The organism is Kitasatospora sp. NPDC042419 (assembly GCF_056437345.1).
In genome coordinates, this window is sequence record NZ_JBWKAW010000002.1 from 438,018 (window position 1) to 450,846 (window position 12,829).

Sequence of the window (12,829 nt, forward strand, 5' to 3'; positions counted from 1 at the left end):
TGCGATGCCTTTGTCGCTGGAATCGCGCGCGGCGACCTGCGTGGGCGCTGAACGTGTAACTCTGCATTGAGCAAGCTGCCCGCACGGGCGGCGATCGGACTGTGCCATTCCGGTCGAGGGGGAGACCAGTGAGTCAAAGGCAGGACTTCACCACCGGTGAGCGGATCAAGATGCTCCGGGGCAAGGAGGTGACCCGGGAGGCTCTCGCGGCTCGCAGCGGCCTGTCCTTGCACACGATCCAGAAGGCGGAGCAGGGCGGGAACGTGTCGCTGCCGACGCTGCTGCGGTTGGCGGAGGCGCTGCACTCCGACGTGTCGGTGATCCTCGGTCAACAGGCCCCGCCGTGCGGAATGGGCCGGGACGACCGTGCGATGCTTCGTGAGCTGTCCCGAACGGTCCACGACACCGCCGCAGGCGTGCTGGTCGATCCCGCCGAGGGCACCGCGCCGGGGGCGGCCGATCTCGCCGAGGCCGCCGAGCGGTTGTGGCGGGTGTACTGGCGCGGGGCGTACACCGAAGCCGGTGTCCTCGCGGCGCCGTTCCTGCGGTCGGTGGCGCTGTACGGCCAGGCGGTGCCGGCCGGCCAGGAGGCCACCGCGAGCACCCTACGCACCTGTGGCCGGACGAGGAGGACACAACGAGGGCTGCGATCGAGGCTGTCTTCAGCACTGCGCCCTCGATGTGTTCCCCCAGCGCGAAGCGCTGACCCACGCCACTGCGTCCGAGTAGCAGCTCGCCCGGTCTGCCCAGTAGGGATTTCGGTGTGCACCATCTATCACAGGACCGCCGTGTGAGGTGGGGTGCTTCATCAGTCGTAATCCTCAGGGCCCAACTAGCCTGCTTTTAAGGCATGTTGTCGGAGGCTTCCTCTACCGTGCGAGGTGGAATTCATCTCGACGAGGAGGATCGCCATGGCCCAGCAACCGCGCCGGAGCTACAGCAACACCACCGTGGCCGCGTTGATGACCCTGGCCCGGGGAGGGTGCTACGCCCCCAAGTGTGGGGCGCCGACCGTACGCGTCATCGACGGCGAGCCGGTGCTGAACCTCGACATCGCACACATTCGCGCCTTCAAGCCGACCGGGAAGCGGTACGACGCGACGTGGACCGTGGACCAGAGGAACAGCTTCGCCAACCTGTTGCTGCTGTGCAATGTGCACCACAAGCGAGTCGACGGAGCGGGCGGCGAACAGTACACCGTGGAGATCTTGGAGGGATGGAAGCGTGCCCGCGAGGCGGATGGGCAAGACGCTCTGGCAGGGCTGAGCGGTCTGACCGAGGCTCGGCTGGTCGAGATGATCTGCGAGGCGCAGGAGGCATATGTCGAGCGGATCGGCCCTCTCCTGGAAAGCGTCGCGAAGGAGATGCCGGAGTTGGCGTCGCTGGTGAAGGTCCTCAGGTCAGATCTGGAGGTGCTGCGAGGCCGTTGGCCGGCAGTCTCAGAGGACACGGCCTGGATGCTTCACCAGGCCAGCAGCGGGCTCCAGCACCTCCAAGACAACGCCCCTTCGCTGCTTGAGGCCAGCCGTGGCCTGCGCCACCTTCAGGACAATGCTCTGCTGCTTGCAAATGCCACCATCGCCCTATCGGGACTGGTTGAGCTCCCGTCCGAGCTGAGCTCGGCCGCTAAAGACGTCCGGCAGGCAGCTGTGAAGCTGGCGGACGCAAAGTACTGACAGGTCTCTGGGGCTGCAGGCCCGGCGCCGACCCGGAGTGTTGACGACCAAGTCGGCGTGCGCAGGGCCGGAGAGGGCTCAACCACAGCGACAAGGGCACATCGAGGACTGCTGGTGGAGATCGGTCCCACCGAGTGCCCTCGATGTGCCCTCCCGGGCCGAAAAGCTAGCGTTTCCGCAGGTCAGCGGGGTTTGCTAGCGGTAGTTGACGTACTGGATCGCGAAGTCCAGGTCCTTGCCCTTGAGCAGGGCCTGCACGGTCTGCAGGTCGTCGCGGCTCTTCGAGCTCACCCGGAGCTCGTCGCCCTGGACCTGGGCCTTCACGCCCTTCGGGCCCTCGTCCCGGATGATCTTCGCGATCTTCTTGGCATCGTCCTGGGAGATGCCCTCCTTCACGTCCGCGAAGATCTTGTACTCCTTGCCGGACAGCTGCGGTTCCTTGGTGTCCAGCGCCTTCAGCGAGAGGCCGCGCTTGATGAACTTGCTCTGCAGCACGTCCAGGATGGCCTTGACGCGCTCCTCGCCGTTGGCCTTCATCTCGATCGTCTCGCCGGAGCGGCTGATCTCGGCGCCGACGTTCTTGAAGTCGAAGCGGGTGGCGATCTCACGGGAGGTCTGGTTGATCGCGTTGTCGACCTCCTGCCACTCGACCTTCGAGACGATGTCGAAACTGGAGTCGGCCATGGGTGTTGGTCTCCTTGATGCTCTGCCTGCACTGACACGGCCCGCCCCACCGGGCGTCCGCCGCCCCAGCCTATCCAGCCCACCCCCGCCCGCGCCCCCGACCGCCACGCCGCAGCCGGTGATCATCCGCCGACCGACCGGGTGGCGAACCACCCCCTCGCATCAGGTAAGGTTTACCCAGTCGAACGGGGCGAGCCCCCGGGCGGCGAACATCCTGGCTGGTTGCCCGAGCGGCCAAAGGGAGCAGACTGTAAATCTGTCGCGCAAGCTACGCAGGTTCGAACCCTGCACCAGCCACAGGATAGATAACGGCCCCTGATCTGCGGAAACGTGGATCAGGGGCCGTTTTCGTCGTATTCGAACGCCGGCTTGCCGGGGCAGTCCGCTATGGGTGGCTCGCCTCACTCCGTCCCGCCCGGATCCTCGTGCCGGCCGGTGCGTACGGACCGGGTACGGACCGGGCGCGGAGCCGGGGGGCGTCGGCCGGTTCCGGTGGGTCGCCTCGGGGTCGGCCCGCTCGCGAGGTGCCGGTGCCGAGCCCCGGGCTTACCGTCGACGTAGCTCGGTTCCCACGACCCAACACGTCGGAGTTCGGTATGGCCAGCTACGAGACACACGCCCAGGCCGCGAGCGACATCCTGGCGCGGACCAAGACCACCGGGATGCAGGCCACCAATGAGCTGCGCGCACAAGTCGCGCAGGTCGAAGCCCTGCTGGCGCTCGCCGCGGCCGTGGCCGGCCGTCGGGCGGAAGCACCGCCGCCGCCGCAGTACCCGCCCCACGGGACCCCCGACTCCTACTGACGGACGGAGCCCGGCCCCTGATCCACGCCTCCACGCCTCCAGGCCTCCAGGCCTTCACGCCTCCGTGGATCGGGGGCCGCTCCTCGTCGTCCGGCCTCAGGGGGTGAGAAGGGTGGCGGCGGTGGGGGTGTCGGGGGCGGTGTGGGTGGGGGCGGGGTGGGTCGGGGGGAGTGGCGGCGGCGGGTCGGGGGTGATCCAGATGGAGCGGATGCCGGCGGCGTGGGCGCCCCGGAGGTCGGTGGCGGGGTTGTTGCCGACCATCCAGTCGGCGGGGGTGAGGGTGCGGCCGAGGCGGGTGGCGGCGAGGTGGAAGATCGCGGGGTCGGGCTTGCGGGCGCCGGCCTCCTCGGAGACGCAGACGGTGTCGACGGCGGGGAGCAGGCCGGTGCGGGCGAGTTTGGCGCGCTGGATGTCGGTGCAGCCGTTGGTGACGACGGCGATGGTCCAGCCGGCTTCGCGGAGGGCGGCGAGGGCTTCGTGGACGCCGGGGATCGGGTGGGTGCGGGCGGCCTCGTGGGCGACGTGCTCCTCCCAGAGGTCCGTGCCGGAGCGGGCGAGGCCGTAGCGGGCGGCGATCCGGGTGAAGCCGGCGGGGGAGCGGTCGGCGCGGAAGAGGGTGAAGACGGCGGAGGCGGCCTCTGCGGGGAGGCCGTGGGCGGCGCAGAAGGCGGGGGTCCAGGCGTCGGCGCCGCCGTCGCGTTCGACCAGGGTGTGGTCGAGGTCGATCAGGAGGAGGGGGCGGCGAGGGTCGGGGCGGGGTGACGTGAGGTGCCGGTTCATGCGCGGAGGGTAGTCGACGGGAGCGTGGGCTTTATTGCGAATGGCTTGCAATTACCTTGATCAGGCAGCAGAGTGGTCGAGTAGGGGTGGGGTCGGGCCGTTCAGCCTCCCCGCCGAGATGTCCCGGTCGTGCGGAAGCGCGCCGGGAGTCCTCCGTAAGAGCTGATCGTCTTCCCAACCGGCGCCCGCCGGGACAGCGGTCCGCCCACCCCGTCGACCCCGCCCCCCCCGGGGGGCGGAGGAGCGCGTCAAGGGTGCGTCAAGGGCGCGTGCCGGGGCGTCAGGAACGCGTAGAGGGCGGCGACCGGCCGGAGTGCGGCCCGCAGGATCGGACCAACCGATCGACTGCGGAGGTCCCGTCCGATGTCCAACCCCGTCACCCCGGCCGTCTCCGCCGAGCCCGAACCGCCGGATACCGGCGCGGCCCCCGGGGTGGCGGTCGACGCGGGCGCCGACCGGCACCGGCTGACGGCGCTCGGCGGTCTGGCGGCGCTGTCCTTGGACGCGATGGCGTCGGTGGCGTACGGGCCGGAGTCGATCGTGCTGGTGCTGGCCGCGGCGGGGGCGTACGGGATGGGGTTCACGCTCCCCGTCACGGCGGCGATCGCGGTGCTGCTGGCGGTGCTGGTGGCGTCGTACCGGCAGGTGATCGCGGCGTTCCCGGACGGCGGCGGCTCGTACGCGGTGGCCAAGGCGCACCTGGGGCGGCGTACGGCGCTGACCGCCGCGGCCTCGCTGGTGATCGACTACGTCCTGAACGTGGCGGTCTCGGTGACGGCGGGTGTGGCGGCGCTGACCTCCGCGGTGCCCGGCCTGTACGACGACCGGGTCTGGCTCTGCCTGGGCGTGCTGGCCCTGGTGACGGCGGTGAACCTGCGCGGGATCGCCGAGTCGGCCCGCTGGTTCATGGCGCCGACGGCCGTCTTCGTGCTCTCGATCCTGACGATCGTCGTGGTCGGCCTGTTCCGGGACGCCCCGGTGAGCACCGCGGCGGCCGAGGGGCACGCCTCCGTGCTGGCCGGCAACGCGACCGCGGTCGGCGCGCTGCTGCTGCTCAAGGCCTTCGCGGCCGGCTGCTCGGCGCTGACCGGCGTGGAGGCGGTGGCGAACGCCGTCCCGTCCTTCCGCACGCCCGGCGTGAAGCGCGCCCAGCACACCGAGGTCGCGCTGGGCGCGCTGCTCGGCGTGATGCTGATCGGACTGGCCGTGCTGATCGGCCGCTTCCACCTCCAGCCGGTGGAGGGCGTCACCGTCCTCGCCCAGCTCGCCGACGCCTCGCTCGGCCACGGCGCCGGCTTCTACCTGGTCCAGTTCGCCACCGTCGTCCTGCTCGGCCTGGCCGCCAACACCTCCTTCGGCGGACTGCCGGTCCTGCTCCACCTGTTGGCCCGCGACAACCACCTGCCGCACGTCTTCGCCCTGCGCGCCGACCGCCAGGTCCACCGCCACGGCGTGCTGTTCCTCGCCGCCGTCTCCGCGGTGCTGCTGGTCGGCTCGGGCGGCGACGTCAACAGCCTGGTGCCGCTCTTCGCGATCGGCGTGTTCGTCGGCTTCACGGTCTGCCAGGTCGGCATGGTCCGCCACTGGCACCTGCACCGCCCGGCGCACTGGCGGGCGAAGGCCGCGCTGAACGGCTTCGGCGCACTGCTCACCGGGGTGGCGGCCCTCGTCGTCACCGGCACCAAGTTCACCGAGGGCGCCTGGGGCATCTGCCTGGCCCTGCCCCTGCTCGTGCTGCTCTTCGAGGCCGTCCACCGCAGCTACGCGCGGATCGGCGAGCGACTGGAACTCGGACGCGTCCCCGGCCCCCTCACGCCGCAGCGCAGCCTGGTCGTCGTCCCCGTCACCGCGATCACCCGCCTCACCCGCGACGGGCTCTCGGCGGCGCTCTCGCTCGGCGACGAGGTCCTCGCCGTCACCGTGGTCCACGACCCGGCCGAGGCCGAGGCGCTGCGCCGGGACTGGGAGCTGTGGCAGCCGGGCGTGCCGCTGGTGGAGATCCCGGACTCCCGCCGCCGCCTCGGCCCGCCGATCGCCGCCTTCGTCGACCGGCTCGGCACCGAGCACGTCTACGACCGGCTCACCGTCCTGATCCCCGAGGTGGAACCGGCCCACCCCTGGCAGCGGGCGCTGCAGAACCGCCGCGGCGCCGTCATCGACCGGGCGCTGCGCCGGCACACCGACGCGGTGGTCTGCCGGCTCCGGATGAGGATGTGAGGGTCCTCCCCAAGTCCTTCCCATGGTGGTGAATTGAGGGGTTAAGGGTTATTTGTCCGAGTTGATCGTCATATCTTGACGATGTCTTAACGGCCCCCCGGAACGCCTCCGAACCCCCTCCCGGCGTCCCCGCAACGCCCCCGCCCCACTCGGCGCGCCCCGCCCACAGTGGCTCCGACCTGCGGAAACGTCCCCGCCCGTCGAGCGCGCCGGGGGCCGCGGACGCCCTCGCCACGGCCTCTTGCGCGTCGGCCGGGCGCGCTTACGCTCGCCCATGTGTTCAACCTGCCCCAGGCGCTCAAGCGCCTAGTGATCGGCCGAGCCATGCGCAGCGAGGAGCTGGGCGAGACGCTGCTCCCCAAGCGGCTGGCGCTGCCGATCTTCGCTTCCGACCCGCTCTCCTCGGTCGCCTACGCGACCCAGGAGATCCTGCTGGTGCTCACCGTCGGTGGCGCCGCCTTCCTCTACCTGACCCCGTGGGTCGCGGCCGGAGTGGTCGCGCTGATGGCGGTCGTGGTGATGTCGTACCGCCAGGTCGTGCACGCCTACCCGAGCGGCGGCGGCTCGTACGAGGTGGTCTCCCGGAACCTCGGCGCCAACTCGGGCCTGGTGGTGGCCGCCTCGCTGCTGGTCGACTACGTGATGACGGTCGCCGTCTCGGTGGCCTCCGGCGTGGACAACATCATCTCGGCGCTGCCCTCGCTGGCCGACCACCGGGTCGAGCTGGCGGTCGGCTTCGTGGTGCTGCTGATGGCGGGGAACCTGCGCGGTGTCCGGGAGTCGGGCAAGGCCTTCGCCGCACCGACGTACCTGTTCATCGGCGGGATCCTGCTAATGGTGGTCACCGGCCTGGTCCGGGTCGCGCTCGGCGACGCCCCGGTGGCGGCCAGTGCCGCCTACGGGATCGTGCCGGAGGACGGCAAGGACACCCTGGCCGGGCTGGGGCTGCTGATGCTGGGCCTGCGGGCGTTCGCCTCCGGCTGCACGGCGCTGACCGGCGTGGAGGCGATCTCCAACGGCGTGCCGGCGTTCCGGGCGCCGAAGTCGCGCAACGCCGCCGCCACGATGGCCGTGATGGGCACCACGGCCGTGGTGATGTTCATCGGCATCACCACGCTGGCGCTGGTCTCCGAGGTCCACATCGCGGACGACGCCTGCCACCTCACCGGCTTCCCGGGCGACTGCGCGACCGCGCCCCAGCAGACCGTGATCGCGCAGCTGGCGGCCGCGGTGTTCGGCGGCGACGAGAGCGTCCTCTTCTACTTCATCCAGGCGGTCACCGCGCTGGTGCTGATCCTGGCGGCCAACACCGCGTTCAACGGGTTCCCGCTGCTCGCGTCGATCCTGGCCGAGCACCGCTACCTGCCCCGGCAGATGCACACCCGTGGTGACCGGCTGGCCTTCTCCAACGGCATCATCGCGCTCGCGGTGGTGGCCGGCGGGCTGCTCTGGCTGTACGACGCGGACGTCACCAGCCTGATCCACCTCTACATCCTGGGTGTCTTCACCTCCTTCACGCTGTCGCAGATCGGCATGGTGCGGCACTGGAACCGGATCCTGGCGGACGAGGCCGACCAGGCGGTGCGGAGCGGGGCCCGGCGCTCCCGGGTGATCAACTTCGCGGGCGCGGTCGTCACCGCCCTGGTGCTGGCCATCGTGCTGCTGACCAAGTTCACCCAGGGCGCCTGGCTGGCCGTGGTCGCGGCGGCGGTGCTCTGGGTGATGATGCGCGGCATCCGCCGGCACTACGACAGCGTCGCCGAGGAACTGGCGGTGGACGACCCGGAGGCCGAGTCGGTGCGGCCGTCCAAGGTGCACGGCATCGTCCTGGTCTCCAAGGTGCACAAGCCGACCCTGCGGGCGCTCGGCTACGCCCAGGCGTTCCGGCCGGACTCCCTGGAGGCGCTCACCGTCGCGGTGGAGCCGGACGCCACCGGCGAGCTGGAGCGCCAGTGGCGGGAGCTGGACGTGGCGGTGCCGCTGAAGGTGCTGGACTCGCCCTACCGGGAGATCACCAAGCCGGTCGTCCAGTACGTGCGGGACTACCGCCGGACCAGCCCGCGCGAGGCGGTGGCGGTGTTCATCCCCGAGTACGTGGTCGGGCACTGGTGGGAGCACCTGCTGCACAACCAGTCGGCGCTCTGGCTGAAGAGCCGGCTGCTGTTCACGTCGGGGGTGATGGTGATCAGCGTGCCGTGGCAGCTGACCTCGGCCGGGCGGGCCGACCAGCCGTCCCGGCGGGCGCCGGGCGCGGTCCGGCGCGGGGAGCCGGCGGTGCGGTCGGAGCGCGAGAGCCTGCCGGCGCCCGAGCACGCCTGACGCGGGAGCGCGCCGCCGGGGCCCCGGACAGCAGCGGCTGTCCGGGGCCCCGCCACGACCGGGCGGTGTCGGCGCGGGCGGGTCCGGCGGTACGCGGGCAGCAGGCCGGGGGCAGGCCGGACACCAGGCCGGGCGCACGGGCGCGCGGGGGGACGGACAGCCGGACGGACAGCCGGCCGGCCGGCCGCACGGCCCACCGCGCCGGCTCGGGCGAGGGGCCCGTATGGAGCCCGTCAACAATCGAACGGGCGCCGTATGGAGGGCGTCAAGAACGCCGTTGACGCCCCGTGCGGGCGGTTGGCTGGCGTAGCCGGCCCGCCGCCGGTGCCGTGCCCCCGCCTCTCCGGCGCGGGCCGCGGCCACCTCCGAACCACTGTGGTGGAGCCCATGTCCGATCTCATCTACGTCGGTGTCACGGTCGCCGTGTTCGCCGTCATCGCCCTGATCGCGCGGGGGGTGGAGAAGCTGTGAGCGCCGAGAACGTCGCAGGTCTCATCGTGGCCGTCGCCCTCGTCGGCTACCTCGTCGTGGCGCTGATCTACCCGGAGAAGTTCTGACATGAGCTCGACTCTCGCGGGCTGGCTGCAGGTCCTCGCCCTGGTGGGCGCACTGGCCCTGTGCTACCGGCCCCTGGGCGACTACATCGCCCGTATCCTCACCACCTCCAAGCACCTCAGAGTCGAACGCGGCCTGTACAAGGTGATCGGCGTGGACGCCGACGCCGACCAGCGCTGGTCGGCGTACCTGCGTTCGGTGCTGGCCTTCTCGGCCGTCTCGGTCCTCTTCCTCTACGGCCTGATCCGCCTGCAGGGCCACCTCCTGCTGAACCTCGGCGTCGAGCAGATGCCGGGCCACCAGGCGTGGAACACCGCGATCTCGTTCGTCGCCAACACCAACTGGCAGTCCTACAGCGGCGAGGCCGCGATGGGGCACCTGGCCCAGATGGCGGGGCTGGCGGTGCAGAACTTCGTGTCCGCGGCGGTGGGCATCGCGGTGGTCGCCACCCTGGTCCGGGGCTTCACCCGCAACCGGACGGACCGGGTCGGCAACTTCTGGGTGGACCTGACCCGGGTCAGCCTGCGGCTGCTGCTGCCGGTCGCGGTGGTCTTCGCGCTGGTGCTGGTGGCGACCGGTGTGGTGCAGAACTTCCACGGCTTCCACGAGGTGGCCACGCTGGCGGGCGACCCGCAGTCGGTTCCGGGCGGGGCGGTGGCCTCGCAGGAGGTCATCAAGCTGCTGGGCACCAACGGCGGCGGTTTCTTCAACGCCAACTCGGCGCACCCGTTCGAGAACCCGACGGGTCTGTCGAACCTGGTGGAGATCTTCCTGATCCTGCTGATCCCGTTCGCGCTGCCGCGGGCCTTCGGCCGGATGGTCGGGGACAACCGGCAGGGCTACGCGATCGTCGCGGTGATGGGCCTGTTCTGGGTCGCCTCGGTGGCGCTGATCACCTTCGCCGAGTCGCAGCACGCCGGTTCGGCGATGCAGGCGGCCGGCGGGGCGATGGAGGGCAAGGAGCAGCGGTTCGGGATCGCGGCGTCCAGCCTGTTCGCGGCGTCGACGACGTTGACGTCGACGGGTGCGGTGAACTCCTTCCACGACTCGTACTCGGCGTTCGGCGGCGGGTTGACGATGTTCAACATGATGCTGGGCGAGATCGCGCCCGGCGGTGTGGGCTCGGGCCTGTACGGGATGCTGGTGCTGGCGGTCGTCGCGGTCTTCGTGGCCGGACTGATGGTCGGGCGCACCCCGGAGTACCTGGGCAAGAAGCTGGGCGGGCGGGAGATGAAGTTCGCCTCGCTGTACATCCTGACGACGCCGACGATCGTGCTGGTCGGCACGGGTGTGGCGATGGCGCTGCCGGGTCAGCGGGCCGGGATGCTCAACACGGGCGCCCACGGCTTCTCCGAGGTGCTGTACGCGTTCACCTCGGGCGCGAACAACAACGGTTCGGCGTTCGCGGGCATCACGGTGAACACGGACTGGTACGACACCGCGATCGGTCTGGCGATGGTGTTCGGCCGGTTCCTGCCGATGGTGTTCGTCCTCGCCCTGGCCGGCGCGCTCGCGCAGCAGCAGCCGGTCCCCGCCACCCCGGGCACCCTGCCCACCCACAAGCCGCTGTTCGTGGGCCTGCTGTCGGGCGTCGTCCTGATCGTCGTCGGCCTCACCTACTTCCCGGCCCTGGCCCTCGGGCCGATCGCGGAAGGTCTCTCCTGATGTCCTCCACCCTTACCGAGAAGCCGGCCCCGCAGCCGGAGGCGCCCGCCGGGGCGCCGCACAGAGCGGCCGCCGGTCTGCTGGACCCGAAGCTGCTCGTCGCCTCCCTGCCGGACGCGGTGAAGAAGCTCGACCCCCGGGTGATGGTCAAGAACCCGGTCATGTTCGTGGTCGAGGTCGGCTCCGTGGTCACCACGGTCTGCGCGATGGCCGACCCGTCGGTGTTCGCGTGGGCGATCACCCTGTGGCTCTGGCTGACCACGGTCTTCGCCAACCTGGCGGAGGCGGTCGCCGAGGGCCGCGGCAAGGCGCAGGCGGACACCCTGCGCCGGACCAAGACCGACACGGTGGCCCGCCGGCTCACGAACTGGCCGGCGTCGCAGGCCGAGGAGGAGGTCTCCGGCACGGCGCTGCGGCTGGGCGACCACGTGGTGGTCGAGGCCGGGCAGATCATCCCCGGCGACGGCGACGTCGTCGAGGGTGTCGCGAGCGTCGACGAGTCGGCGATCACGGGCGAGTCCGCGCCGGTGATCCGGGAGTCGGGCGGTGACCGCTCCGCGGTGACCGGCGGCACCCGGGTGCTCTCCGACCGGATCGTGGTGAAGATCTCGTCCGAGCCGGGCAAGACCTTCATCGACCGGATGATCGCCCTGGTCGAGGGCGCCGCCCGGCAGAAGACGCCGAACGAGATCGCGCTCAACATCCTGCTGGCCTCGCTGACCATCGTCTTCCTGGTCGCGGTCGTGACCCTGCAGCCGATGGCCACCTACGCGGGTGCCCCGCAGTCGATGATCGTGCTGGTCGCCCTGATCGTGGCGCTCATCCCGACCACCATCGGTGCGCTGCTGTCCGCGATCGGCATCGCCGGCATGGACCGGCTGGTCCAGCGCAACGTGCTGGCGATGTCGGGGCGCGCGGTCGAGGCCGCCGGCGACGTCAACACCCTGCTGCTCGACAAGACCGGCACCATCACCCTGGGCAACCGCCAGGCCGCCGAGTTCCGGCCCGCCGGGGGCGTCACGGTCGAGGAGTTGGCCGACGCGGCCCAGCTGTCCTCCCTCGCGGACGAGACCCCCGAGGGCCGTTCGATCGTCGTCCTCGCCAAGACCGCGTACGGCCTGCGGGCCCGCGCCCAGGGCGAGCTGACGCACGCCACCTGGGTGCCCTTCACCGCCCAGACCCGGATGTCCGGTGTCGACCTCGACGAGGCCGACGGCGTCCACCAGGTCCGCAAGGGCGCGGCCTCGGCCGTCGCCAACTGGGTCACCGCCAACGGCGGCACCGTCACCGACGAGGTCTCCGCCCTGGTCGACGGCATCTCGGCCGCGGGCGGCACGCCGCTCGTGGTGGCCACCAAGGCGGGAGACCGGCCGGCCCGCGTCCTGGGTGTCATCCACCTCAAGGACGTGGTGAAGGAGGGCATGCGGGAGCGCTTCGACGAGCTGCGCCGGATGGGCATCCGGACGGTCATGATCACGGGTGACAACCCGCTGACCGCCCGGGCGATCGCGGAGGAGGCGGGCGTGGACGACTTCCTCGCCGAGGCCACCCCCGAGGACAAGATGGCCCTGATCAAGAAGGAGCAGGCCGGCGGCAAGCTGGTCGCGATGACCGGGGACGGCACCAACGACGCCCCCGCCCTCGCCCAGGCCGACGTCGGCGTCGCGATGAACACCGGGACCATGGCGGCCAAGGAGGCCGGCAACATGGTCGACCTGGACTCCAACCCGACCAAGCTGATCGAGATCGTCGAGATCGGCAAGCAGCTCCTGATCACCCGCGGCGCGCTCACCACCTTCTCGATCGCCAACGACGTCGCCAAGTACTTCGCGATCATCCCGGCCATGTTCGCCTCGGTCTACCCAGGCCTCGACAAGCTCAACATCATGGGCCTGCACAGCCCGCAGTCCGCGATCACCTCGGCGATCATCTTCAACGCCCTGGTCATCGTCGGCCTCATCCCGCTCGCCCTGCGCGGCGTGAAGTACCGCCCCTCCGACGCCAGTTCACTGCTGCGCCGCAACATCGGGCTCTACGGCCTCGGCGGGCTCGTCGTCCCCTTCGTCGGGATCAAACTGATCGACCTGGTCGTCCAGTTCGTCCCCGGCCTCAACTAGCAAGAGAGGAGAA

10 protein-coding genes and 1 tRNA gene are annotated in these 12,829 nt (G+C 70.9%); 9 read left to right on the forward strand and 2 right to left on the reverse strand.

Translation table 11 applies throughout. The features are described 5' to 3' along the window. Positions 1-128: 128 nt before the first annotated feature. The gene (locus AC067J_RS05765; RefSeq protein WP_478296713.1) at positions 129-794 is read left to right on the forward strand and encodes a helix-turn-helix domain-containing protein; all 666 of its coding nucleotides are present in this window, start codon (positions 129-131) and stop codon (positions 792-794) included. Positions 795-911: 117 nt separating this feature from the next. Further along, a complete protein-coding gene (locus AC067J_RS05770; RefSeq protein WP_478296714.1) occupies positions 912-1,676 on the forward strand; it encodes a hypothetical protein in 765 nt (254 codons plus the stop codon). Between the two features lie 195 nt (positions 1,677-1,871). Here AC067J_RS05770 and AC067J_RS05775 read toward each other — a convergent pair whose 3' ends face one another. Then, complete coding sequence (locus tag AC067J_RS05775) at positions 1,872-2,360, reverse strand: YajQ family cyclic di-GMP-binding protein (RefSeq protein WP_478296715.1); 489 nt, start codon at positions 2,358-2,360, stop codon at positions 1,872-1,874. 216 nt (positions 2,361-2,576) lie between these two features. On the opposite strand from AC067J_RS05775, the gene AC067J_RS05780 reads away from it, so the two are divergent. Beyond that, positions 2,577-2,657, forward strand: a tRNA-Tyr gene (locus AC067J_RS05780). 299 nt (positions 2,658-2,956) lie between these two features. Beyond that, entirely contained in the window at positions 2,957-3,163 is a 207-nt protein-coding gene (locus AC067J_RS05785; RefSeq protein WP_478296716.1) for a hypothetical protein, read from the forward strand. Positions 3,164-3,259: 96 nt separating this feature from the next. On the opposite strand, the gene AC067J_RS05790 is transcribed toward AC067J_RS05785, so the two are convergent. After that, on the reverse strand, positions 3,260-3,943 hold the full coding sequence (locus AC067J_RS05790) for an HAD family hydrolase (RefSeq protein ID WP_478296717.1): 684 nt from the start codon (positions 3,941-3,943) through the stop codon (positions 3,260-3,262). A gap of 363 nt (positions 3,944-4,306) precedes the next feature. Here AC067J_RS05790 and AC067J_RS05795 point away from each other — a divergent pair, with 363 nt between their 5' ends. The 5 genes from AC067J_RS05795 to kdpB all read left to right on the forward strand — a co-directional run bounded on the left by AC067J_RS05795 (position 4,307) and on the right by kdpB (position 12,816). Further along, complete coding sequence (locus AC067J_RS05795) at positions 4,307-6,160, forward strand: APC family permease (protein WP_478296718.1); 1,854 nt, start codon at positions 4,307-4,309, stop codon at positions 6,158-6,160. A 324-nt stretch (positions 6,161-6,484) separates the two neighbouring features. Next, positions 6,485-8,479, forward strand: a complete 1,995-nt coding sequence (locus AC067J_RS05800; RefSeq protein ID WP_478296941.1) for an APC family permease — start codon at positions 6,485-6,487, stop codon at positions 8,477-8,479. 467 nt (positions 8,480-8,946) lie between these two features. Beyond that, on the forward strand, positions 8,947-9,036 hold the full coding sequence (gene kdpF / locus AC067J_RS05805; RefSeq protein WP_238863773.1) for a K(+)-transporting ATPase subunit F: 90 nt from the start codon (positions 8,947-8,949) through the stop codon (positions 9,034-9,036). Position 9,037: 1 nt separating this feature from the next. Beyond that, entirely contained in the window at positions 9,038-10,699 is a 1,662-nt protein-coding gene (gene kdpA, locus AC067J_RS05810) for a potassium-transporting ATPase subunit KdpA (protein WP_478296719.1), read from the forward strand. After that, positions 10,699-12,816 carry a potassium-transporting ATPase subunit KdpB gene (gene kdpB / locus AC067J_RS05815; protein ID WP_478296720.1) on the forward strand — a complete coding sequence of 706 codons (2,118 nt, stop codon included), beginning with the start codon at positions 10,699-10,701 and terminating at the stop codon, positions 12,814-12,816. The genes kdpA and kdpB overlap by 1 nt, the downstream gene beginning before the upstream one ends. Positions 12,817-12,829: the final 13 nt, after the last annotated feature.